The sequence below is a fragment of the Defluviimonas aquaemixtae genome (assembly GCF_900302475.1).
In the GTDB taxonomy this organism is placed as follows: Bacteria; Pseudomonadota; Alphaproteobacteria; order Rhodobacterales; family Rhodobacteraceae; genus Albidovulum; species Albidovulum aquaemixtae.
In genome coordinates this window covers 218,289-243,469 of the sequence record NZ_OMOQ01000001.1, presented here as the reverse complement: position 1 = coordinate 243,469, position 25,181 = coordinate 218,289, and the positions used below count along the sequence as shown (strand labels likewise).

Here is a 25,181-nt window from a genome sequence, read left to right as displayed (position 1 = left end):
AGGCAAGGCCAAGCGGGGCGGAAATGAACATTCTCATTCTCGGCGGCGGCGGACGCGAGCACGCGCTGGCCTGGGCGGTCAAGCATAATCCGAAATGCGACCGGCTGATCGTGGCGCCGGGCAATGCCGGGATCGCGATGATCGCCGAATGCGCCGATATCGATATTCTCGACGGTGCGGTCGTGGCGGCCTTCGCCGAGGAGAACGCGGTCGATTTCGCGATCGTCGGCCCCGAGGCGCCGCTTGCCGCCGGAGTTGGGGACACTTTGCGCGCGGCTGGCATCCTGACCTTCGGCCCCTCCGCGGAGGCGGCGCGGCTTGAAGCGTCGAAGGCCTACACCAAGGAGATCTGCGATGCGTGCGGCGCGCCGACCGCCGCGTATGCCCGCTTCACCGATGCACGGGCGGCGTCGGACTACGTCCGCGCACGAGGCGCGCCGATCGTCGTGAAGGCTGACGGACTCGCCGCCGGCAAGGGCGTGATCGTCGCGGCGGCGGTCGATGAGGCGCTGGACGCAATAGCCGACATGTTCGGAGGCGGGTTCGGGGAGGCCGGGGCCGAGGTCGTGATCGAGGAGTTCATGGCGGGCGAGGAGGCTTCGTTCTTCGTCCTCTGCGACGGCGAGAACGTGCTGCCCATTGGCACCGCGCAGGACCACAAGCGCGTGGGCGAGGGCGATACCGGGCCGAATACCGGCGGCATGGGCGCTTACTCCCCGGCCCCGGTCCTGACCGAAACGATCGCGCGGCAGGCGCTTGAGGAGATCGTGAAACCGACGGTGGCCGAGTTGGCCCGGCGCGGCACGCCCTATCAGGGTGTGCTCTATGCAGGTCTGATGATCGCGGACGGGCGCGCCAGGCTCGTCGAATACAACGTGCGCTTTGGCGATCCGGAATGCCAGGTCCTCATGATGCGTCTCGGCGCGCAGGCCTTTGACCTGATACATGCCTGCGCCGAGGGGCGGCTTGGCGAGGTCCAGGTGAACTGGGCCGACGATCACGCGATCACGGTGGTGATGGCGGCGGATGGATATCCCGGGGCATATGGGAAAGGCTCGCAAATCCGCGGGCTTGAGGAACTGCCGGAGGATTCGGGCCATATGGTGTTCCATGCCGGAACCGCCGAGCGGGAGGGTGGCATCATCGCCTCTGGTGGGCGGGTGCTGAATGTCACTGCGCGCGGCGCGAGCCTCGCTGAGGCGCGGGACCGGGCCTACACGATGGTGGACAGGATCGACTGGCCCGGCGGCTTCTGTCGTCGCGACATTGGCTGGCGGGCGCTCTGACCGCTTCGGATCGCTGACGCGATCCGACCCGCCGGGGGCATTGCCCCCGGACCGTCGAAGAACCAGCGGACCGAAGAAGCGAACCTGGTCAGTCGCAACCCGGGACGTGGTTGAAGCTGTCCGGGCCGCGATAACGGGCGCGATCCATGGTGGCAACCTCGCCGCCGTCGAGCAGCGCGCCGATGATCCGGGTCCAGCCGGCATTCGCCAGGAGGATCGTCGGGCGGCCATCGCAGTGCGCGATACCGCCCTCGATGAACGGCTCGCCAATCCGGTGGTTGGTCAGCCCCTCCGCCTCGGCGACGGGGACGAGGCGGTCCCCTTCCAACCGGACGATCTTCAACTTCTTGCCGAGATGCGGTGTTTCGACATAGGCGATCTCGATGCGCCTGTCGCCGTCAAGGTCGGCCGCGCCGGCCGGGGCGAGCCAGCGGAAGCGGCGGCCAATGAAGGGCGTCGCGGCCAGTCGCGCGAGCTTTCCATCTTTGAGGCCCCAGACCGCGAGGCGCGCACCCCGCGCTTCGTGGCTTTCCACCACGATCACCTCCGCGAGACCATCGCCATCGAGATCGGCGAGCCGAGGCGCGGTGTCCTCGAAGACGATCGTGTCAGGGAAACGGGCGGCGAGTCGACGCCCGTCATCCAGCCGGACGCTCAGCGTGTCGTGCTCGATCGTGTCTCCCAGCGCGCCATGCGGGTAGCGCATGGTCGGACCGGCATAGTCGGCTGCGACGATCCCGGCTGCCGCAAGCTGCCTGCCCGCCAGAAGCGCCAGCGCGAGAGCGACCGGTCCGAGCATCGCGCACGCCCGGCGCTTTCGGAGAAGCGACCCGGAACGCCGCGCACCGTTCGACATTAGATCTGTTTTTCAGGCATGAAGACCTTCAGCCCATCGAGCGCGTCGCTGACCTTCAGCTGGCAGGTGAGCCGCGAGCGGGCCGGGTCGGGTTCATAGGCGAAGTCGAGCATGTCCTCTTCCATCGAATCCCTCCGCGGAAGTTTGTCCACCCAGGCGGGGTCGACGTAGACGTGGCAAGTCGAACACGCGCAGGCGCCGCCGCAATCGGCCTCAATGCCCGGAATTCCGTTATCGCGCGCACCTTCCATCACCGTCAGCCCGTTCGCGACGTCGACGACATGTTCGGTGCCGCCAAACTCCACGTAGGTGATCTTCGCCATAGTCCTACCTTCGCCTGAATCCTCGCACTCGCCGACATAGGGGAAATGCTTTGCCTTTGCCAGAGGCGCGCTTTGCCCGCGCAACGCCGAATGCGCCGGGAACGGCGGCTTGCACCCCTCAGGTTGCGGTTGGGCAAAGAAGCTCTAGAAATAGTCGGGTTCGTCCGAACAAGGCCTCCGCGCATGCCAACCCGCCCGCTTCAAGGCGCCGCCCTCGCGATCTTCGGCACGCTCGTGCTGACACCCGATACGCTGTTCATGCGCTGGTCGGAGATGGAGGGATTCGCGATGCTCGCCTGGCGCGGGCTTCTGATGGGGCCGCTCCTGATCGGCCTGTGGCTCGTTCGCGCGGGCGGCGGTGCGTGGCGGGGAACAGCCCGGGCGCTCTGCGCTCCGGCTGGGCTGGGCGTGATCACCTGCCACGCGCTCAATGCGACGCTGTTCAGCCTCGGGGTCTGGGTGGCGCCGGTCTCCGTCGTGCTGTTCGGTGTCGCCACGGTTCCGGTTTTCGCGGCAATCTTCTCGCGCGCGCTGATGGGCGAGGTAGCCAGTGCAGCGACATGGGCTGCGACTGCGGCGGTGCTCTCCGGCATCGCTCTCGCGGTGTCCGGTGGCGCAGAGCCGGGCAGCATGCAGGGCGCTTTTCTCGGGGCACTCGCCGGGCTTGGCGTCGCCGCGGCGCTTGCGCTGAGCTTCGTCCTGATCCGAAAGACCGTCACGCTACCAATTCTGCCGGCGATCGGGACGGGCTCCTGCCTCGCAGGGCTCGCCGGGCTGGCGCTCGCCTCGCCTGGCGCGCTTCTGTCCGGCAATCCGGCCGCGATCGCGGTGACGGGTGCGCTGATACTGCCAGTCTCCTTTCTCGCGATAAGCCACGCAACGCGCAAGGCCCCGGCGACGACGGTCAGTTTGATCCTTCTGCTCGAGACGGTGTTCGGCCCCGCCTGGGTCTGGGTCGGTGCGGGCGAGGCGATGAGCCTGCGCGAGATCGCGGGCGGTGCGGTCGTAGTTGGCAGCCTCGCGGTCTATATCCGTTTCGCCGCGCGCGAGGCCCGCGCACCGAATGCCGCCAAACCCGATTGACGCTGGTCAAAGACGGCCGCGACCTCTCGGGCGATACTAGTTCATGCATCGCCCGAAAGGACTGACGCGGCATTGGCTCGCAGCCCAGTTCGCGGTGGCACTGATTGTGGCGCTCCACGCGGCGCTGCCAGCGCTTGCCCGGGTTGAGATCGCCGCAGATGACACGAGCCGGCGGCCCGGAAACGCCGCGCATTCGGGCCACAATCCGGATTTGCCCGATCCGGAACTCGTCGATTCGCTCATCATCTGGATCGGCAAGAACACCGATTACAATATTGCCGCCGCGCGCGCCGATCCCCCGCGCCTCTCGTTCAGCAACGTGGGGGAGGTCATAGTTTACGAAGGCCGTTCGGTCATGGTTGCAGACGACCTGCGCGGAGCCTATGACCTGCCCGGTCGGCACATCTATCTGGTCCTGCCGTGGTACAGCGGCGATCCTCTCGACGTCGCGCGGCTCCTGCACGAGATTGCGCACGACGTGCAGTACTCGAACCGTCCGTGGCCGTGCCCCGCGAGGGCGGAGTGGGAGGCCTACAAGCTTCAGGAAGCGTGGCTCGCCGAACGTGGGATACCGGCGGATTTCAACTGGATCTGGATCCACCTTCGGTCGCGCTGCCGCGCACGGCCCCATCCGTGAGGTCGCTCGATGAAAGAAAGGCGCCCCAAAGGGCGCCTTCATTCTTGCCCGAAACGACGCGTCTATTCGACCGACAGGGCGACGAAGCGCGGATCGCCGTCCCGGCGGATTAGGAGGAGGAGCGACTTGCGGCCTGCTTCCTTGGCCTCGTCGATGCGCGCCTCGAAATCGGCGATGCTGGCGACCTTCTGCTGTCCGGCCTCAGTGATCACGTCACCGGCGCGCAGTCCCTTACCGTAGGCCTCGCTCGTCTGGTCGATATCGGTGATCACCAGACCGTCGGTGCCTGCGTCGAGGTTCATTTGCTCGCGCTGTTCCTCGGATAGCACGCCGAGCGTCATGCCGAGCATGTCCTTTTCGACCGGCTCATCGGATTGGACCGTCGCAGGAATGGCCTCGCCTTCGGCGACTTCGCGGCGGCCCAGCGTGATGAGGAGCGTCTTGCTCTCTCCGTCGCGCAGGACGACGATGCGGACCGCTGCGCCGACATCGGCATCCGCGACACGGCGAACGAGGTCGCGGGTGTCGTCGATTTCAACGCCGTCGAAGGTGGTGATAACGTCGCCGGCCAGAACGCCGCCATCCTGTGCCGGCCCTTCCGGCACGTCGGTGACGAGCGCGCCCTTGGCGGCTTCGAGCCCCATTGCCTCGGCCACGTCGGGGGTCACGTCCTGGATTCGCACGCCGAGCCAGCCACGCCGTGTCTCGCCGAATTCGCGAAGCTGGTCCACGACCTTCGAGACGACGTTCGACGCCATCGAGAAGCCGATCCCGATCGAGCCGCCATTGGGCGATAATATCGCGGTGTTCACGCCGATTACCTCGCCGTCCATGTTGAAGAGTGGCCCGCCCGAATTGCCACGGTTGATCGCGGCGTCGGTCTGGATGAAGTCGTCGTAGGTCCCCGAAAGCTCGCGGTTGCGGGCCGAGACGATACCGGCGGAGACTGAGAACCCCTGGCCGAGCGGGTTGCCCATCGCCATCACCCAATCGCCGACGCGGGCCAGATCCGAGTCTCCAAAGCTTACGTAGGGCAGCGGCTCGGGGCTTTCGACCTTGAGAAGCGCAATGTCGGTCTTGGGGTCGGTGCCGACAACGTCGGCAACGAGGGTCTTGCCCGAGAAGAACTCGATCGTGACCTCGTCGGCGCCGTCGATGACGTGATTGTTGGTCACGATGTAGCCATCCTCGGAGATCACGAAACCCGAACCGAGTGCGTTCGACCGGCGCGGCCCGCGAGGGGCGTTGGGATTGCCGAACTCGCGGAAGAAATCCTCGAACGGTGAGCCTTCGGGCACGATCGGTCCACCTTCGGTCGGCGCGGCAATCGTGGTCGTCGTCGTGATGTTCACGACCGACGGACTGATCCGGTCGGCCAGATCGGCGAAGCTGTCAGGCGCCACGCGCGCATTCGCTGGAACCGCCTGCGCAAAGGCCAAGGCCATCGCCACGAGGATCGCGGTAATCAGTCCGGCGATACTGCCGTTCCACGGCCGGACCAGTTGATAAGTCGTCACCTGAGGTTTCACTCCAATCTCCCTAATTCTTGTCGCGGCGAGCTGCGCCTCGACGTCGCGGAGTCGATACGCGCATCATTGAGGTAGGTAGCCACTCGTTCAAGTCAAACCCTGTCGCAAGGACTCAACTGGATGTGATCGCCTCGCCTGTCATCGCGGCAATTGTCTCAACCCTGCAACACGGCCGCAAGCCAAATGAGCGCGAGGCCGAGCGCAACACCGCCGATCCCGAGATTGCGCCGCATCTCGACTGACATCTTGCGGATGAGGTCGAGAAGCTCATCAATGCGCGAAGGGGCCAGCGCAAGCACCAACCCCTCCACCGTCAGGACAAGCCCGATCGCGAGAACGATGAGCGTGATCGGCCCGAGTGTCATTCCACGTCGGTCGACTTGAGATAGTCGAAGAACTCACTGTCCGGCGCCATGATCATCGTCGAGTTTCCAGCCAGAAGCGACTGCCTGTAGGCTGCGAGCGAGCGGTAGAAGTCGAAGAACTCCGGGTCCGCGCCGTAGGCTTGCGCGAAGATCGAATTGCGGCGTGCATCGGCTTCACCGCGGATGATCTCCGCCTGACGTTGCGCGTCGGAGACGAGTTCCACCTTGGTCCGGTCGGCTTGCGCGCGCACGCGCTGCGCCGCCTCGTTACCACGCGCGACCTCGTCTGCGGCCTCGCGTTCCCGCTCGGCCCGCATCCGCGCGAAGGTCGCGTCGAGGTTCTGCTCGGGCAGGTCGGTGCGCTTCAACCGGACGTCGATGACCTCAACGCCGAGCGAATTCGCCTCGTTGCGCGACGCGTCGCGGATCCGCGCCGCCAGTCCCGCCCGGTCGGCCGAGAGGATTTCCGACGACGTGACCGAACCGAGGACCTCACGCGTTTGTGCGCGCATGATCGTATCGATCCGATTTTCGGCCAACGAGATGCCCGAGGCGCCTACCGCCTGCCGGAACTGCCGCACATCAACGATCCGGTAGCGTGCGAAGGCGTCAACCACCAGCCGGCGATCGTCCAACGGCGTGATCTCCAAGGGGTCGACGTCGAGCCCAAGGATGCGATCGTCGTAGCGGACCACCTCTTGAATGATCGGCAGCTTGAAGTACAGGCCGGGATCCTCCCGCACGGCCTTGATCTGGCCGAATTGGAGAACAAGCGCCTTTTCCCGCTCATCGACGATGAAGATCGCCGACAGGGCGCCCGCGATCGCGAGCACGAGAATGGGCAGAAGAAGCGTTGCGCGGTTCATCAGTTCGACTCCCCCGTCGTCTGTGCGGGCTTCCGGCCCAATTCGTTCAACGGCAAGTAGGGCACGACGCCCTGCCCGCCCTGCGATTCGTCTATGATCACCTTGTCGACGCGGCCAAGCACCTCTTCGAGCGTTTCGAGATACAGGCGCTTGCGCGTCACCTTAGGCGCCTTTCGATATTCCTCGAGCACCGCCGAAAAGCGGCTGGCCTCACCCTCGGCCTGGTTCACCACCTGGGCCCGGTAACCTTCGGCTTCTTCGAGAAGCTGCGCCGCCTGTCCTCGGGCGCCCGCAAGGACCGTGTTGGCATAGGCGTCCGCCTCCTTCTGCAAGCGGTCGCGCTGCTGTTCGGCCGACTGCACGTTTTTGAACGCGTCGATCACTTCGCGCGGCGGGTCGGCGCGGTCAAAGTTCACGCGCACGATGTTCAGCCCGGACTCGTAGCTGTCGAGCGTGCTCTGGATCAGCTCCTTCAGCCGCTCGGCGATGATGCCGCGGTCGCGGTTGAGGATGGGTGCCAACTGCGACTGCGCGATGATCTCACGCATCGAAGCCTCGGCCACGGCGTTGATCGTCAACTCAGGGTCGCGAAGGTTGAAGAGATAGTTCGTAGGGTCGGAGATGTTCCAGACGACCTGAAAGTCGATGTCGACGATGTTCTCGTCGCCCGTCAGCATCAGCCCCGTGTCACCCGTACCGCCGCGACCGACGCCGATATCCTCGGTCCGTTCCGGCGTTACCGGGATTACATTGGCCGTCACGACGGGCCAGGGCGCGAAATTCAGACCTGACTGACCGATCGAGGAGAACTTGCCGAGGAAAAGCTCCACCGACTGTTCCTCGGGCTTGACCGTGTAGAACGACGCGAAGGCCCAAAGGCCGATGGCCGCCAGCGCAGCGATCCCGAGCGTTCCACGGGAAAAGATCGGCCCGGTTGGTCGGCCGCCGCCGCTTCCGGTGCCGCGACCGCCGCCGCGGCCGCCCATCAGCACCTTGAGTTGCTCGGTGCCTTTCCTGACGATGTCCTCGATCTCGGGGATTTGCGGGCCTTCGCCCGGCCGCCGGCCGCCACGGCCACCCGGCCGGTCGTCGTCGTCTCCGCCGCCGGATCCACCGCCGCCCCAAGGGCCTCCGCTTCCAGCCATCAGCTCGTTATCCTTTTGTTGTGCGTCATCTCAATCTCACTTTCCAACTGGTCTTTATCACACGAATATCAACCCGTCCTCACCGGCTTGCGCAGCGTCACGAGTTCCTCGGCCATCACCGGGTGAACCGCCACGGTGCGATCGAAGTCCTCTTTCGTCGCGCCCATCTTGATGGCGATGCCGGCGAGCTGGATCATTTCGCCGGCATTCGGCGCGACGATATGGCAGCCCAGAACCTTGCGCGTCTTGGCGCAGACGATCAGCTTCATCATTACCCGGTCGGGCCGCCCGACAAAGGCAGTCTGCATCGGCCGGAACGAAGTCGCGTAGACCTCGATCGGACGCTCGTCGCGCGCCGCTTCCTCGGTCATGCCTACCGTGCCGAATTCCGGCTGCGTGAAGACCGCGCTCGGCACGAGGTCGTGGTCGGGCTTCGTGGGTCTGGCGCCGAAGATCGTGTCGGCGAAGGCGTGCCCCTCGCGGATCGCGACCGGCGTCAGGTTGATCCGGCTGGTCACGTCGCCCACGGCGTAGATCGATGGCACGGCGGTCTTCGACCATTCGTCGACCTCGACCTCGCCCTTGCGGCCAAGCTTCACGCCGGTTCCTTCGAGGCCGAGCCCGTCTGTGTTCGGCACCCGCCCGGTCGCGTAGACGACTTTCTCGTAGACCGCCTCGCGCCCGTCGGTGGACTTCACCCAAGTGCCGCCGTCGACGGCCTTCATCTCGATCACGTCCGTTCCGACATGCAGGTTGATCCCATTGTCGCGCATGTGCTCGGCGATATGACCGCGGGCCTCGCCGTCGAAGCCGCGCAGGATCTGCTCTCCCCGGTAGAACTGCGTGACCTCCACGCCCATCCCGTTCAGGATGCAGGCGAATTCGCAGGCGATGAAGCCGCCGCCGACGATCAGCATCGACTTCGGCAGCGTCTCAAGCTTGAAGAGATCGTTCGACGTCAGCGCGCCCGCCTTCTCCGCCATCTCCGGCAGGGACGGCCGCCCGCCCGTGGCGATCAGGAGATGCTTCGCCGTAACCGTCTCGCCGGACGCGAGCCGAACGGTATGCGCGTCCTCGACCGTGGCCCGGCAATCGTGGACCGTGACGCCCGCATCCGCGAGGCCCGCGCGGTAGACGCCCTCCAGCCGGTCAAGCTCGGCGTCGAGCTTCGCGCGGAACGCCGGCCAGTCGAACGTTCCAGCCTCGACCCGCCAGCCATAGGCGCGCGCATCCTCGATTGCGGGCGCGTAAGCGGAGGCGAAGACCATCAGCTTCTTCGGCACGCAGCCCCGGATCACGCAGGTTCCACCCATCCGGTATTCCTCGGCCAGCGCGACCTTCGCACCGTATTCGCCCGACGCAACCCGCGCGGCGCGCACGCCGCCCGACCCGCCGCCGATGACGAAAAGATCGTAGTCGAAGGCCATGCCGCCCTCCCCGGCGCTTCAATCGCCGAGATCGGCGAACACGTTGTCGGCCTCGGCGTGTAAGACGCGCGGCCCACGCTCGCGCGTCTCGGCCCGGCCGTCGCCATGGCCGATGATGACGCAGTCGCAGATATCGATGAAAAGACCGTTTTCGACCACGCCCGGCACCTGGTTCAGCATCAGCGACAGCTCTCGCGGATCGCCGATCCGCCGCAGGCTCAGGTCGAATATGTGGTTGCCCTCGTCCGTCACAAAGGGCGCGTCGCCACTCATCCTGAGCGTGACGTCGCGTGCCCAGACGTCCTGCTCTCGCAATGACCGCTCGATCAGCGCCCTTGTCGCCTCGCGCCCGAAAGGAATGACTTCGACCGGCAGCGGGAAGGTGCCGAGATGGTCGACCGCTTTCGACGGATCCGCGATCACGATCATCCGGTCCGACGCCGTGGCCACAATCTTTTCCTGAAGATGGGCGCCGCCTCCACCCTTGATTAGGTTCATCTCGGGATCGAACTCGTCCGCCCCGTCAATTGTCAGGTCGAGCCAGCGCGCCTCGTCCAGCGTCACGATCTCGATCCCCTCCTCGCGCGCCTGGGCGGCGGTCCGCGACGATGTCGGCACGCCTACGATGTTCAGCCCTTCCTCGCGCACGCGCTCGCCGAGGCATTTGACCATCCAGAACGCCGTCGACCCGGTCCCGAGTCCAACACGCATGCCCGCCTCGATGAACTCCACCGCGCGTTTCGCGGCGGCGAGTTTGGCATTGTCGGAAGGCGATAGATCGGCGGACATCTGATACTCCGTAGCGATGGCGCCCCGGTTATAGGGAAGAAGCCGCCGGGGCGCGAGGGGCAAATCGTGCGCCACGATCTTCGGCCTTCCGGTGTTTCGCGCACCGACCGCAAACCATTGCAGTATCGCATCGCCTGAGCCCGCGCGGATTTCTCCGCAAAACGTCGCTTTCCGTCTCGCCGCCCGGGCCGCAGCGGCGCATAAGGGCCCGTAACCCGGAGCGCCGCCGATGTACGTCCTGCACTACGCCCCAGACAATTCCTCGCTGATCGTGCGGCTCGCGCTCGAGGAACTCGACCAGCCCTACGAGACCCGGCTCGTCGATCGCCGCACCCGGCAGCAGGACAGCGCCGAGTACTGCCGCCTTCATCCGAATGGACTCATTCCCGCGCTCGAGACGCCGGACGGCGCGATCTTCGAAACCGGAGCGATCCTCCTCTGGCTGTCCGAACGTCACGGCGCGCTCGCCCCCCAGCCCGGCTCATCCGAACGGGTGGCGTTCCTCAAGTGGCTGTTCTTCACCTCGAACACGTTTCACGCCGACATCCGCATGCATTTCTACGCCGACCGTTTCGCCGGCGCACCCGAGGCAATCCCTGCCTTCGACGCCGCGACGCGCGGTCGCATCGCGCGGCACCTGACCATTCTCGACGAGATGGCGCAGACCCGCCCGACATGGTTCAGTCCGGACTCGTCGTCCGCCATGACGCTCTATGTCTCCTGCCTCCTGCGCTGGCTCGCGCTTTATCCCAAGGGCGGAACCGACTGGTTCGACCTCGCCGCCTACCCCGCGCTGCGCGCAGTGGCCGCCGCGATGGAGCGCCGGCCTTCGGCCCGCAAGGCCACCCTTGCGGAGGGCCTCGGCGCAACGATATTTACGAAACCCTCCCATGCCTGCCCGCCCGAGGGCAGCGCGACCTGAAAGGCCACGGCATGTTCCTATCCGTATTCGACATGTTCAAAGTGGGCGTCGGCCCATCCTCGTCGCACACGATGGGACCGATGGTGGCGGGTGCGCGCTTCCTCGACGCGCTGCGGGCCTCACCATTCAACGCGCATGGGCTGAAGGCCTCGCTTCACGGCTCGCTCGCCTTCACAGGCAAGGGCCACGCGACCGACCGCGCGACGATTCTCGGCCTGGCTGGCTTCCTGCCCGACAGCTACGACAACGAAAAGGCCGAGGCCACGCTGGCCACCATCGCCGAAACGGGCACCGTCTCGCCGCCGGGCCTTCCGACGCTGAAATTCGTGCCCGCGACGGACCTGGTCTTCGACTACGACCACCCGCTTCCCGGCCATGCGAACGCCATGATCCTCATGGCAACGGACGCCCAGGACGACGTGATCCTCCAAGAGACCTACTACTCCATCGGCGGCGGCTTCGTGCTGACTGAGGCCGAGCTTGCCGAAGCGGGCAAGGCCGGCGCGAAACCCTCGGGCTGTCCCTACCCGTTCCAGACCGCGGCCGAAATGCTCGAGATGGCCGCCGCTTCGGGCAATTCCATCGCCGAGATCAAGCGCGCGAACGAGCTGCACTTCCGCTCCGCGAAGGAGCTCGACGACGGCATGGCGCGCCTCTGGCAGGTGATGAACGACTGCATCGAACGCGGGCTCGCCACCGACGGCATCCTTCCCGGTGGGCTGAAGGTCCGCCGCCGCGCCAAGGGCATCCACGAGGCGCTGAAAGCCGAGCGCGGGCTGAACATCACCGCGCCCCATGTGATCAACGACTGGATGAGCGTCTACGCCATGGCGGTGAACGAGGAAAACGCCGCCGGTGGCCAGGTCGTGACCGCGCCCACGAACGGGGCAGCGGGCGTGTTGCCCGCCGTGATCCGCTACTGGCTCGACCATGTGCCCGGAGCGAGCGCCTCGAAGATCGGCGACTTCCTCCTGACCGCGTCTGCCATCGGCGGCCTTTGCAAGCACAACGCGTCCATTTCCGGTGCCGAATGCGGCTGCCAGGCCGAGGTCGGCTCCGCCGCGGCGATGGCCGCCGCCGGCCTCTGCGCGGTGATGGGTGGTAGCCCCGCACAGGTGGAGAACGCGGCCGAGATCGCGCTCGAGCACCATCTCGGCATGACCTGCGATCCGGTGAAGGGGCTGGTTCAGGTACCGTGCATTGAGCGGAACGGCCTCGGCGCGATCAAGGCGGTCTCTGCTGCGTCGCTGGCGCTCAGGGGCGATGGCAAACACTTCGTGCCACTGGATTCGGCGATCGAGACGATGCGGCAGACCGGCCACGACATGCACGAGAAATACAAGGAAACTTCGCTCGGCGGTCTCGCGGTCAACGTCCCGAATTGCTAGATCCCGATTGTTCGTCAGACAGCGTACTGCTGAAATAGGGGCTTGCGGCTGGCAGCTCTGCGCTTCTTGAAGCTTCGCAGCAAGGAAATTCGGCAGTCCAAGACCTTCGTGTCAAAATTTCGCGTCTACGCTCCGTGTGGCAGGGATCGCATTTCCGACCGTTCATCGACATCGTAAAGAATGAAAGGATCGTCCAATGACATCGGAAATGTCGAGATGGGCCGAAAATCCAGCGATGCGTCTCCGTCCGCCGCGAAATACCGCAGCTTGCTGAGACCACGTTCCCAGTCAGCGAAGTAGGCAACCGATCTCCGCAACAAGTAGTCGCCAAGTTCGCCCCGGCCCATGGCGTCTTTCGCCTCACCGTTGACGACTCCGTCAAGATTGACGACGCGAATGTCCCGATCGGCGTAGAATGCCAATGCTCCGGTCTGCATCGAACCTACGACAGCGGCGTCCGGCAGCTGCTGAAGCACCGCGATTGCGACCTCGCGGTAGCCTTTGGGCCCATCGATGCGACGTTCGAGCCGACCGTCAGGCGAAGACAGATACGGAAGCAGAACGAAGAGATTCGTGGCAACGAGGCCGGCGCCGATCAGTCCGGACATCGCGATTCCTGCATCGCCGCCGCGGCTCGCGATTTTCCAGATCCCCACCGCGCCGCACACGATCGCGCTGAGAAAGACGGGATACAGATAGCGTTCGAAGAACCAGAGGGCGGGGAGATAACAGACGTAGAAGGCGAGCAACGTCAGCGAAGCGAGAGCAAGCAGCGCTTCGGGACCGCTTCGCCAGTTTCGCAAGGCGGAATAGATCGCCGCGAACTTGGCGAACACTATGCCTGTAAAGGAGCCGACCAGTCCCGAAGCACTCGCCCCGTAGCCGAGCGTCCCCAATGCGATCACGGCCATTGCGACCTGCCCAAATGACGTCTGGTGTCCGGCCTCCTGATGGTAGTGCACCAGCTGCCGCACCGCGCCGCCGCTTTCCGGCACGACCGATCCGAACTCCACAAGGCAATACGTCCACCATGGCGCGACGATCACAAACGCCGTCCCCGCAACGATCGCCGTCACCGCCGCGCCGTGCCGGGCGAGTATCCATAGCCCGATCAGAACAACGACAAAGATGGTATCGATCCGCGCCAGGATCGCCAGACCCACGACAAACCCGGTCGCCAACGCAATTCGCGCTGGACGCCCACGGGGTATTTCGTACGCAAGAAGGACCGCGAGCAGTGTTAGAAACCCCGCGAGCGATGTTTCCAGCCCGTTGAAATGATTGGTGATGAGGTTTGGCGAGGTCGCCGTAAACAGGCCCCCCATCGCAGCCACACTGACGGAACCTGTCCGTCTCAGAAGAAAAAGCACCATCATACCGGTGACCAGAACGCCAATGCTGCTGCTGAGCAGGAGCACCGCTCGAAGTGCCTGATCGGCCTCCGCGCCTAGCCAGAAAACAGGCACCATCAAAAATGCGATCAGCGGCTGAAAGCCCGACGTCAAAGTCCCGTGGCTCGCCACCGGCCCCTCGCCCATCGCAAGGGACCGAGCGATCGTCAGCGTGTAGTACGTGTCATCGGGAACAAACAAACGATCCAGTATGTCGAGCGGCCGAAGGCCAAAAAGAACGACGATGAGCGACGCAACGAGAAGGGAAGGCAGCAATGCCAGAATACGGGGCCGCGTCAACATTCTCGTTCCTAATCAACCGGTTCAATCGTTCATTGTTCAGACTACGGTCTCTGTGATGAATGTGGCCGCAGTTGGGCCCGTACGCGGCTTCTCTGGGCGGCCAATGCCGACGGCCTGTCGGCTCGATTGACAGGCCAGGACATGCACGAGAAGGACAAAGAGACCCTACTCCGTGCGATAGAAGTCAAGTCTGCGAACTGCAGCGGCGCATCTCCACTCCAATCACCCCTGCCGAAAGGAATTCGGCTCCGGTCGGCGCAGTGACGTATGTATTCGCCTGCAGCGCCACATTCCGGAAAGTGCCGATTGCAGAGCGCCGGGACGCTGCCTAATCTCGCCCGGATGCGCCCCGACCGTCCCCTTCTCGGCATCCTGATGATGCTCGGTTTCTGCCTCTTCGCTCCGCTCGGCGATGCGTTGGCCAAGATCCTCGGCCCGCGTGTTCCGCTGCTCGAGCTTGTGACCGCGCGGTTCGCCATCCAGGCGGCCGTGCTCACGCCATTACTGCTCGCCACCGGCGGAACGCTTCGCATGGGCGCGCGCGCGTTCCGCCTGACTCTCGTGCGCACCGCGCTTCACATCGCGGGCATATCGGCGATGTTCCTTGCGCTCCGCCACCTGCCGCTGGCCGACGCCGTCGCCATCGCCTTCGTGATGCCGTTCATCATGCTCCTTCTCGGTCGATTCATCCTGAACGAGGAGGTCGGCCCGCACCGACTCGCCGCCTGCGCGGTCGGCTTCGCGGGCACGCTTCTGGTGATCCAGCCCAATTTCTCCGAAGTCGGCGCGCCCGCGCTCCTGCCGCTTCTCGTCGCAGTGATCTTCGCGTTCTTCATGCTGGTCACGCGCCAGATCGCGCGCGACACCGACGCTGTCACGCTCCAGGCCGTCTCGGGCCTCGCGGCCTCGGCCGTCCTGGTGCCTGCACTCGCCCTTGCCGAGGGAACGGCCATCCCAGAGCTCGACCCGATCCTGCCGGGTAGGACGGATGCAGCGCTCCTACTCGCACTTGGGCTTCTCGGCACGATCGCGCATCTCCTGATGACCGGGGCGCTCCGTCATGCGCCGACTTCGACGCTCGCACCGATGCAGTATCTGGAGATCCCGCTCGCGACGATCGTCGGCCTGATCATTTTCGGCCACCTCCCGAACGGGCTCGCCGCGCTTGGCATCGCGGTTACGATCGCGGCCGGGCTCTATGTCATCGCCCGCGAACGACGGATCGCGCGCCTCGGCGCCGCCTGAGCGCCCCGGGCGTCGGTCCGGGGCGCGAGGCATAGGGTATGGTCCGGAACGGGCCGCCATTTCGGAACCGGTGCGGGCGTCGCTTTCGGGATGGACGCCCTCCGCGCTTCCCGCTAGCGGAAGCGCATGGACCTCGATGACCGAATCCTGCTCGGCGTTGCGCTGATGATCGCCTTCTGCGTCTTCGCGCCGTTGATCGACGTGGCCTCAAAGCTTGCCGCCCAAGCCGTGCCTGTCGGCGTTATAGTGCTTGGTCGCGGCGTCGTTCAGGCCGCGCTCATGCTGCCCGTCGTCCTCGTGATGGGCCTGCGTCTGCACCTCTCGCGCCGCGCGCTCCGCCTCGCGGCCCTCCGCGCGCTCCTGCTCGTCAGCTCCACCTACTGCTTCGTCGCCGCCGTCCGCGTGATGCCGATCGCCGATGCGCTCGCCATCGCCTTCGTGGAGCCCTTCATCATCCTGCTCATCGGCCGGCTCGTCCTGTCCGAACAGGTCGGGCCCCGCCGGCTCGCCGCCTGCGCCGTGGGTTTCATCGGCTCGCTCTTCGTGATCCAGCCGTCCTTCGCGGCCTTCGGCCCGGTCGCCTTCTTCCCGCTCGGCACCGCCTTGTCCTTCGCGCTCTACATGCTCGTGACCCGGCGTCTCTCGCGCGAGGTACATCCCGTCGCGATGCAGTTCCACACCGCGCTTCTCGCCGCCATCCTCTGCCTGCCGCTCCTCGCGCTCGGCACCGCGGCGGACGTGGCGTCGCTGACCTTCGCGGCGCCGAAAGGGATTTTCTGGCTCTGGGTCTTCTGCGTCGGCCTCGCCTCGGCGGTCGCGCACCTGGCGATGACATACGCACTGAAGTTCGCACCGTCGGCCACGCTCGCGCCGCTTCATTACCTCGAAATCGTAACGGCGACCGTCCTCGGCTATCTGGTCTTCGGGGATTTCCCCAACAGCCTGACCTGGACGGGAATCGCGATCATTGTCGCCTCCGGGCTCTACGTCATCCACCGCGAACGCCAGGTGGCGCGGGCCGCGCGCCTCACGCTTAATCCGCCGGCACCAGAGCTTCGATAGCCGCGACGAGGCAGTCGCGCGGCAGAAGAACCAGCATTTTCTCCGCGTCGAAGCTCAGCGTCACCGGCCCCGTCACGCGATTCGAGGTCCCGATCCGTCCATCCGGTGCGAACTCGATCCCCGCGATCGGCCATTCCAACCCCTCCGACCGCCCTGTAACCGGCCCGAGGGGGAACAACGACACCCTAGTCCCGGCCGGCAGGTCAAGGGAAAGGACGCGCGGCGCGAGGAAGATCACGTCCTCGTCCCCGATGACGACACAGTTGCATCCGGGATATCGCGCGAGGGCCGCGAAGACCGCCAGAAGATGGTCGAGCCGGCTGCCGGCAAAGCCCACAGCAAGGATGACGGGTGCCTTGATTCGGGCGAGGCACTTCTCGAAATCGGTGGTGTCTTGCTCCTTGACCGGCCAGATTTGGTCCTTCGGCACCGCCGAGAGCGCCGCCTCCGACGCGGAATCGAGGTCGCCGATGACCGCTTCGGGCACCAGCCCCATCGCAACGGCCACATTCACGCCACCATCTGCTGCTACAAGACAGGGCGCGTGCCTCAGGGCTTCCTTCACGAATTCCTGGGAGAACGCGCCTGCGCCAATGAGCGTGACGGGCAATTTTGAGTGAACAATGACCTTTTTCATGGCCGGATTGATGACAATTAAGGCAGAAGAACACAATCTCGGCCCGAAAAAATCCTTCTTTTTACCTGTTTTTGTCCACGCTTGCGCACCAGTTATTACAGATCCTGCACGGACAGGCAAAAGCAGAAAGCGAGCGTCTCATGGTCGGAGCTAGCAAAATCCTAACGGTCTCCTATGGCACGTTCTCCTGCACGTTGGAGGGCTTCGAGGAGCCGTTCTCGACGATGAAGGCTATCGCGGAGTACTTCCGCGACCTCGCCGCCGACGACCGCTATTTTGGCGCCGAACCGCCAACGCCTGATGCCGAGATGCTGCACCGGATCGCCGAGCGCGAAATCCAGCGCCGCGTCGAGGCGAAGATTTCCGAACACGGGATCGTCCTGCGCCCGCGCGAGGCCGACCAGGCTGCCCCGGCCGAAGAGCCGCGCGCGCCGGTCACCGAAACCGCCGCGCTCACCGCGGCTCCTGCAATTGCCGGGTCCGAGACGGTTGACGAGGCAGCCGCGGCAGAAGAACCGCAGGTCGTCGAGGCCCCCGTGCCCGAGGCGCCGCAGGCCGAGGACGTCGCGCCGGTCGCGCCCGCGATCGAGGACGCCGAACCTGCGCTGGATGAGAATTCCGACGCCGATGGTATCGCAGCCAAGCTCATGCGCATCCGCGCCGTCGTCGCCGCTGCGCGCAGCGCGCCGGAGGACGACGAGACCTCTGCCGAAACGGCCGAGCTGAGCTTCGAGGACGAAGAGCCGTCGAACGAGTTCGCGACCGGCACCGCCACCGTGCCCGCCGGCGATTTCGGGTTCGAGCTCGATCTCGACGAAACGCCGCCGATTGCCGAAGACACCGCGGAGCCCGTCGTCGATACCGAAGAAGACGACGCGGGCGCCGCTGTTCAGGCTGCCATTGCCGAGACCGAGACCGAGTGGGAAGCCGCCGAAGACGTCGCCTCAGAGCCCGTCGCCGAAGAAGAGGTGTTCGACGACGAATGGGAAGCCGACATGGCGGCCGCGCCTGAGACCGCTGTCGATGTCCAGGTGGATGATGTCCAGGTGGATGTTGAGGCGGAAGCCGAAGACATCGCTGTCTTCGACGAGGTCGACGAGGTCGAAACCGCCGCAATGGAAGAAATCACCGCCGAAGCCGTGACCGAAGCCGACATCGCGGCGTTCGAGGACGACGCGACGGATGCCGAGGAAAGCGAAACTGTCGCCGATGGCTCGATGGAAGACGATACGTCCGAAACCGTGGACGTCGCCGAAATCGAGGCGAGCGCAGTTGGATCCGACGTCGCGGAGCCCGGGTTCGGGTCCGTCGAGCACGAAGAGATCCTCACCGAAGATACGGCGGAAGACGCAGTCGTCTCGTTCGAGGACGATGAAGCCGCGCTCGAGGCCGAAGCAATCGAGGTAGCCGAGGACGAAGAAATCGCCGCCGAAGAGGCCGCGGAAGACACGGCCGTCATATTCGAGGACGAAGATGCGGCGCCCGAGTTTGAGGCTGTCGAGGATGAGGAAGTCGTCGCAGAGGACGCGGCGCAAGACGACGTTGCCGCGCTCGAGAAGGAAGATACGACGTTCCAGGTTGAAGCTGCCGAAGCCGAGGGAATGATTCTCGCCGACGAGGCGGAAGACCTGACAGCTGCCGTCGAGGACGAGGAAGCGGCGTACGAACTCTCAGCCGCCAACGATGACGAAATCGTTGCCGAGGCAGAAGCGGAAGTGGAAGCCGAGGTTGAGACGCCGGAGCCCGAGTTCACCGCCACGGCAGATGATGAGGTCGTTGCCGAGATCGAGGTCGAGGACGAACTCGAGGCTATCGGCGACGACGCGCTCGACACTACGGACGAGGCAGTTGAAGACGGCGACGTCGTCGCCGAGGACGGAACCGAAGAGGAGGTTGCCGCGCTCGAGGACGGGGAAGCGGAGGAGGCGTTCGAACCCGTCGCCCAAGACGAGCCGGTCGCCAATGATGAAGCCGGAACCGAGGAAAGCGCCATCGCGCGCATTCTCGCCGTCGACGACACCGAAGAGACCGCCGAAGAGGAATGGGACGAGGAGGATACGGCCGAAGAGGACATCGCCGCCCTTATCGCCGAAACCCGCGCCGATCACGGCGCTGATCATGATCACGACGACGCCCTCGCCGCGACGGCGGAGGACGACGCGGACGAAACCGTAACCGAAGCGCTCGATCTCAGCGCCTGGCGCATCGAAGCAGACGCGCCGGCCCGCGAGGACGAATTCGCCGACGACGAGTCGCTTGCGATTTCGACGCTTGACTCCGCCCCGCGCAGAAGCCTGTTCGAGCGCGCCGCCCGTGTGATCCGTCTTCGCCGCAGCGACGACGAAATGGCAGCCGAAGGCGATCTGCCGGAGGCCGAAGACGCCATCGCGGACGCGTCCGACTTTGAAGATGTCGCCGAAGACGTCGTATCGGCGCCAACGGATGAAACGGACGCCGACGACCTGACGGGCAACGATGACCGCGATATCGCGGCGGCGCTCGACGAGGCCGTCGAAGCGGAAGCCGACGAGATCGAGGCGGAGGCCGAGGAGATCGAGGCGGAGATCGGAGAGGCGGTAGAAGACGACGGCATCTCCGCCCGCGACGACGATGAAGACCGGCTGATGGCCGGGATCGACGCCGCCATCGGCGCCAGCGCGTCCGACGACGACGAGAAGCTTCTGGGCGAGCTGAACGATATGGCACGTGAAGCGCGCCGTGGCAGCCACGAAGGCCGGGCGATTCTCGAAAGCAGCGCCGCCGACGAAGACGCATCGGTCGAGCGGCTCATGGAAGAGGCGAAGTCGAAGCTCGAAGGCGACGAGAGCCGCCGCCGCCTCTCTGCCATCTCGCATCTGAAGGCAGCGGTCGCCGCGACCGTCGCCGACCGCAAGCTGAAGTCGAGGGAAGCGCCGTCGGAGACCGGCCAAGCCGCGCCAGCGACGATCGATCGCTACCGCGACGACCTGTCGAAAGCGGTCCGCCCGCGCCGGCCGGCCGCCGAAAGCGGCGCGTCGACGCCGCGTCCTACGCTCGACAAGCGCCCCGCACCGCTCGTACTCGTTTCCGAACAGCGCATCGACAAGTCGGCCGAAGCGCCAGAGGAAGGCGCCGTCGTACGACCGCGCCGCGTGAGCGCCACCAAGCCCGTCCGCGCGCGCGACGAGGAAGAGTCCGAAACAAGCGAGCCAATTCTGTCGCCCGAAGAGGCCGGCAGCTTCGCCGAATTTGCCGAGCGCCTCGGCGCCTCGGGCCTGTCGGACCTGCTTGAAGCCGCCGCTGCCTATACCGCAACCGTCGAGGGCCAGCCGCATTTCTCGCGCCCTCAGATCCTGAATAAGATCGCCTATGCTTCTGAACAGGAAGAGTTTTCTCGCGAAGACGGTCTCCGCTCGTTCGGCATGCTCCTGCGGGAGGGCAAGATTCAGAAGATCAGCCGCGGCCAGTTCCGCATCACCGATGCCTCGCGCTTCATGAGCGAGGCGCGCCGCGCGTCGCGCTAAGTTCCGCCCGAAACGTCACGAGTATCAACGGAGCGGTCCTCAGGGGCCGCTCCGATGTCTTTGGTCAGTCACCCTGGTCCTTGGCGTCCGGATCTGCCTTGCCGACCCCACGGAAGACAAAGCGGAAGGGGAGCGCCCAAAGGAAACCCAGAGCAATATAGACAAGAAGCTCGATCCAGATGGGCTGGCGCCCGAAATGCGCGTCGAGCCAGTTCACCGCGCTGACCGCGACAACGATGTAGATCGGCAGCCCGACCAAGAGGATCAGAAGCGACAGCCGCCGCCTTGTCCGGTAGCTCAGCATCAGTCGGCGAAGGGATCGGTGACGAGGATCGTATCGTCGCGTTCCGGGCTGGTCGACAACAGCGCCACCGGGCACCGGATCAACTCCTCGACCCGGCGGACATACTTGATCGCGGCGGCCGGCAGATCCGCCCAGCTTCGGGCGCCGGCAGTCGATTCAGACCAGCCTTCCATCTCTTCGTAGATGGGCTGGACCTTTGCCTGCAAAGCCGCCGCAGTCGGGAGGTAGTCGTAGGTCACGCCGTCGATCTCGTAGCTCGTGCAGATCTTCAGCGTCTCGAACCCGTCGAGCACATCAAGCTTCGTCAGCGCGATCCCGTTGACGCCGGAAATGGCGCAGGTCTGGCGGACGAGCACCGCGTCGAACCAGCCGCAGCGCCGCTTGCGCCCCGTGACGGTGCCGAATTCGTGCCCCCGTTCGCCCAGCCGCTGGCCGTCCGCATCGTGCAGTTCGGTCGGGAACGGTCCCTCGCCCACGCGGGTCGTGTAGGCCTTGACGATGCCAAGAACGAAATCGACAGAGGACGGACCCATGCCGGTCCCGGTCGCAGCCATGCCCGACATGGTGGTGGACGAGGTCACGTAGGGATAGGTCCCGAAATCGATGTCGAGAAGCGCTCCCTGCGCGCCCTCGAACAGGATGCGCTTGCCCGCCCGGCGCATCTCGTCCATGACCTTCCAGACTGGCTGAGCGTAGGCCAAGAGCTTGGGCGCGATCTCCTTGAGCTTCGCTTTCAACTCCGCCCGGTCGATCGGAGCCGCCTTCAGGCCCTGCCTGAGCGCGTCGTGATGCGCGAGCAGCCGGTCGATACGCGCGTCCAGCGTTTCCTCGTCGCTAAGATCGGCCACGCGGATCGTCCGGCGGCCCACCTTGTCCTCGTAGGCCGGCCCGATGCCGCGCCCGGTCGTGCCGATCTTCGCGGCACCCGCCGCTTCCTCGCGCAGACGGTCGAGGTCCTGGTGCAACGGCAATATCAGCGGCGTATTCTCGGCGATCATCAGGTTTTCCGTCGAAATATCAACGCCCTGTGCCGTCAGCTTATCGATCTCGGCAAACAGCGACCAGGGATCGAGCACGACGCCGTTGCCGATCACGGCAAGCTTGCCTTTCCTGACAATGCCCGACGGCAGGAGCGACAGCTTGAACGTGGTGTCGCCGATCACCAGCGTATGGCCGGCATTGTGCCCGCCCTGGAACCGCGCGATCACGTCGGCGCGCTCGGACAGCCAGTCGACGATCTTGCCCTTGCCTTCGTCACCCCATTGGGCGCCCACAACAGCGACATTGGCCATATAGTCCGTTCCTTATTCGGCAAACGGACCCCGTATAGCGGGACCGCAGGGCGGACGAAACCGGGAAATTGCGAACCGGCCGCTAAAGACGCTTGCGCGCGCGCAGCGCGGCCTGGATCGTACCGTCGTCGAGATAGTCGAGCTCGCCCCCGATCGGGACGCCCTGGGCGAGCGAGGTGACGGCGACGCCCGTGCCCTCCAGCGCATCGGCGATGTAATGCGCGGTCGTCTGGCCGTCGACGGTGGCGTTCAGCGCGAGGATCACTTCGCCGATGCTCTCATCGCGGATGCGCGTGAGAAGTTTCGGGATGCCCAGATCCTCCGGACCCACGGCGTCAAGCGCCGAGAGCGTGCCGCCCAGCACGTGGTAGCGTCCCTTGAACGCCTGTCCCCGCTCCATCGCCCAGAGGTCGGCGACATCCTCGACGACGCAGATCTCGCCCGTGGCGCGGCGATCGTCCCGGCAAATGTCGCAGATATCGGCGGTGCCGATATTGCCGCAAGTCGCGCATTCGCGGGCACTTGCAGCGACTGTCGCCATCGCTTCGGCCAGAGGGCCCATCACCTGTCCGCGCTTCTTGATCAGGTGCAGCACCGCGCGCCGCGCCGACCGGGGGCCGAGTCCCGGCAGCCGGGCCATCAGCTCGATCAACGCCTCTATGTCGCGGGTGGCCTCGCTCAAGACCGCCTCAGAACGGCAGTTTCATGTCGGCCGGCAGGCCCATCGCCTGCATCATCTTGGCCTGTTCTTCGCGCATGCGGTCGGCCGCGCGCTTCTGCGCGTCCTTGATCGCGGCGAGGATCAGATCCTCGACGACCTCCTTTTCGGACGGCTGGAAAATCGACGCGTCGATGTCGAGCGACTTCAACTCTCCCTTCGCCGAGCACACCGCCTTGACGAGCCCCGCCCCGCTTTCACCGGTGACAATGATGCGGTCCATCTCCTCGGTAAGCGCGGCCATCTTTTCTTGCATGTCCTGCGCGGCCTTCATCATCTTGGTCATGTCGCCAAGACCGCCGAGCCCACCCAAGCCCTTCAACATCTCTTTCTCCTCAGTTGTCCTCGAACGGATCCCATTCGTCCTCGACCTCGGGCAGGGCATCGGCCTCCGCCTGGGCCTCGGTTTCCTCGGGCGTCCTGATATCGATGATCTTCGCGTTCGGGAAGGCAGCGAAGACCGCTTTCACAATCGGATTTTCCATCGCCGCCGCTTCGGCGGTGATCCGGTCGGCATCGCGCTCCTCGGCGATGGTCGGGCCGCCGCCCTCGGCGACAACAGAAACGCCCCAGCGCACGCCGGTCCAGCTTTGCAGCCTTTGACCGAGCGTCTGCGCAAGATCGGACGGCGCCTCCTCGGTCGGCTGAAACTCAATCCGGCCTGGTGCATAGCGGACAAGCCGCAGATGATTCTCGACCTCGATCAAAAGCTTCACGTCGCGGTTAGAGCGGATCAGCTCCACGACCGCCGGAAAGGTCGCGTAGCGGGCCAGCGCAACTTCCGGCGCTGTCGCAAGCGCCGTCGCAGCACCGCCTGGGCCGGGCGACGAAATGGACGTGGCCCGCGGCGCGCTATGCGTTGCGCCGGTCGACGGCGCGGGGCCGCGTCCCTGCGGAGCGGGCGCGGTAGGTCCGGGTCCATTCGACAGGCGGCGCAGAAGCTGCTCAGGGTCGGGCAATTCCGCGACATGTGTCATGCGGATCACCGCCATTTCGGCGGCCATCATGGCGTTCGGTGCGGCCGCGACCTCTTCCAGCGATTTTAGCAGCATCTGCCAAAGCCGCGTCAGCACGCGCATTGGCAGCGCCTCTGCCATGCCGAGCCCGCGCGCGCGTTCGTCCGGCGGAACGGTCGGGTCGTCGGCGGCCTCCGGCGTGATCTTGATGACGCTGACCCAGTGGGTGATCTCGGCCAGATCGCGCAACACCGCCATCGGGTCGGCCCCGTCGGAATACTGCGCGCCAAGCTCGTTCAAAGCTCCCGCCGCATCACCCCTGAGGATCAGGTCAAAGAGGTCCATGACCCGGCCCCGGTCGGCCAGCCCCAGCATCGCGCGGACCTCATCGGCCGTGGTCTCCCCCGCGCCGTGCGAAATCGCCTGATCGAGCAGCGAGGTCGCGTCGCGCGCCGAGCCTTCCGCCGCCCGCGTGATCAGCGCGAGCGCGTCGTCCGTGATCTCGGCCTTCTCCGCCGTCGCGATCTTGCGCAGAAGCGCGATCATCACCTCGGGCTCGATCCGCCTCAGATCGAAGCGCTGGCAGCGCGACAGCACAGTGACCGGCACCTTGCGGATCTCGGTCGTGGCGAAGATGAACTTCACATGCGCGGGCGGTTCCTCCAGCGTCTTCAGAAGCGCGTTGAACGCGCTCGTCGACAACATGTGGACTTCGTCGATGATGAACACCCTGTAGCGGGCCGAGGCGGCGCGATAGGCCACGCTGTCGATAATCGCGTCACGGATGTTCTGGACACCGGTATTTGAGGCCGCGTCCATCTCGATCACGTCGACATGGCGGCCTTCCATGATGGCAACGCAATGTTCGCACTTGCCGCACGGGTCCGTCGTCGGCCCGCCCGTGCCGTCCTCGCCGACGCAGTTCATCCCCTTGGCGATGATCCGCGCTGTCGTCGTCTTTCCGGTCCCCCTTATGCCCGTCATGATGAAAGCCTGCGCGATCCGGTCGGCAGCGAAGGCGTTCTTCAGCGTGCGCACCATCGCCTCCTGACCGACAAGGTCGGCGAAGGTTTCCGGGCGGTACTTGCGGGCGAGGACCTGGTATCGGGTCCCGGTCGTCTCTGACATGGGCAATCTCGGGATTCGGGATCGGC

23 protein-coding genes are annotated in these 25,181 nt (G+C 65.4%); 8 read left to right on the top strand and 15 right to left on the bottom strand.

What is annotated here, in order from left to right:
• Window positions 1–23: 23 nt before the first annotated feature.
• Window positions 24–1,286, top strand: a complete 1,263-nt coding sequence (gene purD, locus DEA8626_RS01360) for a phosphoribosylamine--glycine ligase (protein ID WP_108851275.1) — start codon at window positions 24–26, stop codon at window positions 1,284–1,286.
• 88 nt (window positions 1,287–1,374) lie between these two features.
• Here the strand turns inward: purD and DEA8626_RS01355 are convergent, their stop codons facing one another.
• Window positions 1,375–2,085 (bottom strand): FG-GAP repeat domain-containing protein, encoded by a 711-nt coding sequence (locus tag DEA8626_RS01355; RefSeq protein WP_108853268.1) that lies wholly within the window; start codon window positions 2,083–2,085, stop codon window positions 1,375–1,377.
• Window positions 2,086–2,141: 56 nt separating this feature from the next.
• A complete protein-coding gene (locus DEA8626_RS01350; RefSeq protein ID WP_108851274.1) occupies window positions 2,142–2,465 on the bottom strand; it encodes a 2Fe-2S iron-sulfur cluster-binding protein in 324 nt (107 codons plus the stop codon).
• A 183-nt stretch (window positions 2,466–2,648) separates the two neighbouring features.
• Between DEA8626_RS01350 and DEA8626_RS01345 the strand changes: the two genes are divergently transcribed.
• Together DEA8626_RS01345 and DEA8626_RS01340 are read left to right on the top strand one after the other, a co-directional pair.
• Window positions 2,649–3,548: a DMT family transporter gene (locus DEA8626_RS01345; protein WP_108851273.1), complete on the top strand. Its 900-nt coding sequence runs from the start codon at window positions 2,649–2,651 to the stop codon at window positions 3,546–3,548.
• A gap of 43 nt (window positions 3,549–3,591) precedes the next feature.
• Entirely contained in the window at window positions 3,592–4,185 is a 594-nt protein-coding gene (locus DEA8626_RS01340) for a DUF6647 family protein (RefSeq protein ID WP_108851272.1), read from the top strand.
• 62 nt (window positions 4,186–4,247) lie between these two features.
• On the opposite strand, the gene DEA8626_RS01335 is transcribed toward DEA8626_RS01340, so the two are convergent.
• The 6 genes from DEA8626_RS01335 to rpiA all read right to left on the bottom strand — a co-directional run bounded on the left by DEA8626_RS01335 (window position 4,248) and on the right by rpiA (window position 10,306).
• The gene (locus DEA8626_RS01335) at window positions 4,248–5,630 is read right to left on the bottom strand and encodes a Do family serine endopeptidase (RefSeq protein WP_108853267.1); all 1,383 of its coding nucleotides are present in this window, start codon (window positions 5,628–5,630) and stop codon (window positions 4,248–4,250) included.
• A 239-nt stretch (window positions 5,631–5,869) separates the two neighbouring features.
• Entirely contained in the window at window positions 5,870–6,079 is a 210-nt protein-coding gene (locus DEA8626_RS01330; protein WP_245890683.1) for a DUF2065 family protein, read from the bottom strand.
• Window positions 6,076–6,945, bottom strand: coding sequence for a protease modulator HflC (hflC, locus tag DEA8626_RS01325; protein WP_108851271.1), 870 nt, complete (start codon window positions 6,943–6,945; stop codon window positions 6,076–6,078). The genes DEA8626_RS01330 and hflC overlap by 4 nt, the downstream gene beginning before the upstream one ends.
• A complete protein-coding gene (gene hflK, locus DEA8626_RS01320) occupies window positions 6,945–8,090 on the bottom strand; it encodes an FtsH protease activity modulator HflK (protein ID WP_108851270.1) in 1,146 nt (381 codons plus the stop codon). The genes hflC and hflK overlap by 1 nt, the downstream gene beginning before the upstream one ends.
• 68 nt (window positions 8,091–8,158) lie before the next feature.
• On the bottom strand, window positions 8,159–9,517 hold the full coding sequence (gene gorA, locus DEA8626_RS01315; protein ID WP_108851269.1) for a glutathione-disulfide reductase: 1,359 nt from the start codon (window positions 9,515–9,517) through the stop codon (window positions 8,159–8,161).
• 18 nt (window positions 9,518–9,535) lie between these two features.
• Window positions 9,536–10,306: a ribose-5-phosphate isomerase RpiA gene (rpiA, locus tag DEA8626_RS01310; RefSeq protein ID WP_108853265.1), complete on the bottom strand. Its 771-nt coding sequence runs from the start codon at window positions 10,304–10,306 to the stop codon at window positions 9,536–9,538.
• A 229-nt stretch (window positions 10,307–10,535) separates the two neighbouring features.
• On the opposite strand from rpiA, the gene DEA8626_RS01305 reads away from it, so the two are divergent.
• Together DEA8626_RS01305 and DEA8626_RS01300 are read left to right on the top strand one after the other, a co-directional pair.
• Window positions 10,536–11,228, top strand: coding sequence for a glutathione S-transferase family protein (locus DEA8626_RS01305; RefSeq protein WP_108851268.1), 693 nt, complete (start codon window positions 10,536–10,538; stop codon window positions 11,226–11,228).
• A gap of 11 nt (window positions 11,229–11,239) precedes the next feature.
• On the top strand, window positions 11,240–12,616 hold the full coding sequence (locus tag DEA8626_RS01300; protein ID WP_108851267.1) for an L-serine ammonia-lyase: 1,377 nt from the start codon (window positions 11,240–11,242) through the stop codon (window positions 12,614–12,616).
• 125 nt (window positions 12,617–12,741) lie between these two features.
• Here the strand turns inward: DEA8626_RS01300 and DEA8626_RS01295 are convergent, their stop codons facing one another.
• A complete protein-coding gene (locus DEA8626_RS01295) occupies window positions 12,742–14,310 on the bottom strand; it encodes an ArnT family glycosyltransferase (protein WP_108851266.1) in 1,569 nt (522 codons plus the stop codon).
• Window positions 14,311–14,652: 342 nt separating this feature from the next.
• On the opposite strand from DEA8626_RS01295, the gene DEA8626_RS01290 reads away from it, so the two are divergent.
• Window positions 14,653–15,555, top strand: a complete 903-nt coding sequence (locus DEA8626_RS01290) for a DMT family transporter (RefSeq protein WP_108853264.1) — start codon at window positions 14,653–14,655, stop codon at window positions 15,553–15,555.
• Between the two features lie 126 nt (window positions 15,556–15,681).
• Window positions 15,682–16,617 (top strand): DMT family transporter, encoded by a 936-nt coding sequence (locus DEA8626_RS01285; RefSeq protein WP_108851265.1) that lies wholly within the window; start codon window positions 15,682–15,684, stop codon window positions 16,615–16,617.
• Here the strand turns inward: DEA8626_RS01285 and DEA8626_RS01280 are convergent.
• Window positions 16,589–17,254 (bottom strand): thiamine diphosphokinase, encoded by a 666-nt coding sequence (locus DEA8626_RS01280; protein ID WP_108851264.1) that lies wholly within the window; start codon window positions 17,252–17,254, stop codon window positions 16,589–16,591. The genes DEA8626_RS01285 and DEA8626_RS01280 overlap by 29 nt on opposite strands.
• Window positions 17,255–17,394: 140 nt before the next feature.
• Here DEA8626_RS01280 and DEA8626_RS20950 point away from each other — a divergent pair, with 140 nt between their 5' ends.
• Window positions 17,395–20,757: a midas domain-containing protein gene (locus tag DEA8626_RS20950; RefSeq protein WP_181366324.1), complete on the top strand. Its 3,363-nt coding sequence runs from the start codon at window positions 17,395–17,397 to the stop codon at window positions 20,755–20,757.
• Between the two features lie 64 nt (window positions 20,758–20,821).
• Here the strand turns inward: DEA8626_RS20950 and DEA8626_RS01270 are convergent, their stop codons facing one another.
• The 5 genes from DEA8626_RS01270 to DEA8626_RS01250 form a co-directional block, all read right to left on the bottom strand.
• On the bottom strand, window positions 20,822–21,061 hold the full coding sequence (locus tag DEA8626_RS01270; RefSeq protein ID WP_108851263.1) for a DUF2842 domain-containing protein: 240 nt from the start codon (window positions 21,059–21,061) through the stop codon (window positions 20,822–20,824).
• Window positions 21,061–22,353: an adenylosuccinate synthase gene (locus tag DEA8626_RS01265; protein ID WP_108851262.1), complete on the bottom strand. Its 1,293-nt coding sequence runs from the start codon at window positions 22,351–22,353 to the stop codon at window positions 21,061–21,063. The genes DEA8626_RS01270 and DEA8626_RS01265 overlap by 1 nt, the downstream gene beginning before the upstream one ends.
• An 82-nt stretch (window positions 22,354–22,435) precedes the next feature.
• Window positions 22,436–23,035 (bottom strand): recombination mediator RecR, encoded by a 600-nt coding sequence (gene recR / locus DEA8626_RS01260; protein ID WP_108851261.1) that lies wholly within the window; start codon window positions 23,033–23,035, stop codon window positions 22,436–22,438.
• Window positions 23,036–23,042: 7 nt separating this feature from the next.
• Window positions 23,043–23,396: a YbaB/EbfC family nucleoid-associated protein gene (locus tag DEA8626_RS01255; protein WP_108851260.1), complete on the bottom strand. Its 354-nt coding sequence runs from the start codon at window positions 23,394–23,396 to the stop codon at window positions 23,043–23,045.
• Window positions 23,397–23,406: 10 nt separating this feature from the next.
• The gene (locus DEA8626_RS01250; protein WP_108851259.1) at window positions 23,407–25,155 is read right to left on the bottom strand and encodes a DNA polymerase III subunit gamma/tau; all 1,749 of its coding nucleotides are present in this window, start codon (window positions 25,153–25,155) and stop codon (window positions 23,407–23,409) included.
• Between the last annotated feature and the right edge of the window lie 26 nt (window positions 25,156–25,181).

Coding starts and splice junctions, on each gene's coding strand:
- purD (WP_108851275.1), top strand. CDS start 24: ATGAACATTCTCATTCTCGGCGGCGGCGGACGCGAGCACGCGCTGGCC.
- DEA8626_RS01355 (WP_108853268.1), bottom strand. CDS start 2,085: ATGCTCGGACCGGTCGCTCTCGCGCTGGCGCTTCTGGCGGGCAGGCAG.
- DEA8626_RS01350 (WP_108851274.1), bottom strand. CDS start 2,465: ATGGCGAAGATCACCTACGTGGAGTTTGGCGGCACCGAACATGTCGTC.
- DEA8626_RS01345 (WP_108851273.1), top strand. CDS start 2,649: ATGCCAACCCGCCCGCTTCAAGGCGCCGCCCTCGCGATCTTCGGCACG.
- DEA8626_RS01340 (WP_108851272.1), top strand. CDS start 3,592: ATGCATCGCCCGAAAGGACTGACGCGGCATTGGCTCGCAGCCCAGTTC.
- DEA8626_RS01335 (WP_108853267.1), bottom strand. CDS start 5,630: ATGGCCTTGGCCTTTGCGCAGGCGGTTCCAGCGAATGCGCGCGTGGCG.
- DEA8626_RS01330 (WP_245890683.1), bottom strand. CDS start 6,079: ATGACACTCGGGCCGATCACGCTCATCGTTCTCGCGATCGGGCTTGTC.
- hflC (WP_108851271.1), bottom strand. CDS start 6,945: ATGAACCGCGCAACGCTTCTTCTGCCCATTCTCGTGCTCGCGATCGCG.
- hflK (WP_108851270.1), bottom strand. CDS start 8,090: ATGGCTGGAAGCGGAGGCCCTTGGGGCGGCGGTGGATCCGGCGGCGGA.
- gorA (WP_108851269.1), bottom strand. CDS start 9,517: ATGGCCTTCGACTACGATCTTTTCGTCATCGGCGGCGGGTCGGGCGGC.
- rpiA (WP_108853265.1), bottom strand. CDS start 10,306: ATGTCCGCCGATCTATCGCCTTCCGACAATGCCAAACTCGCCGCCGCG.
- DEA8626_RS01305 (WP_108851268.1), top strand. CDS start 10,536: ATGTACGTCCTGCACTACGCCCCAGACAATTCCTCGCTGATCGTGCGG.
- DEA8626_RS01300 (WP_108851267.1), top strand. CDS start 11,240: ATGTTCCTATCCGTATTCGACATGTTCAAAGTGGGCGTCGGCCCATCC.
- DEA8626_RS01295 (WP_108851266.1), bottom strand. CDS start 14,310: ATGTTGACGCGGCCCCGTATTCTGGCATTGCTGCCTTCCCTTCTCGTT.
- DEA8626_RS01290 (WP_108853264.1), top strand. CDS start 14,653: ATGCGCCCCGACCGTCCCCTTCTCGGCATCCTGATGATGCTCGGTTTC.
- DEA8626_RS01285 (WP_108851265.1), top strand. CDS start 15,682: ATGGACCTCGATGACCGAATCCTGCTCGGCGTTGCGCTGATGATCGCC.
- DEA8626_RS01280 (WP_108851264.1), bottom strand. CDS start 17,254: ATGAAAAAGGTCATTGTTCACTCAAAATTGCCCGTCACGCTCATTGGC.
- DEA8626_RS20950 (WP_181366324.1), top strand. CDS start 17,395: ATGGTCGGAGCTAGCAAAATCCTAACGGTCTCCTATGGCACGTTCTCC.
- DEA8626_RS01270 (WP_108851263.1), bottom strand. CDS start 21,061: ATGCTGAGCTACCGGACAAGGCGGCGGCTGTCGCTTCTGATCCTCTTG.
- DEA8626_RS01265 (WP_108851262.1), bottom strand. CDS start 22,353: ATGGCCAATGTCGCTGTTGTGGGCGCCCAATGGGGTGACGAAGGCAAG.
- DEA8626_RS01255 (WP_108851260.1), bottom strand. CDS start 23,396: ATGTTGAAGGGCTTGGGTGGGCTCGGCGGTCTTGGCGACATGACCAAG.
- DEA8626_RS01250 (WP_108851259.1), bottom strand. CDS start 25,155: ATGTCAGAGACGACCGGGACCCGATACCAGGTCCTCGCCCGCAAGTAC.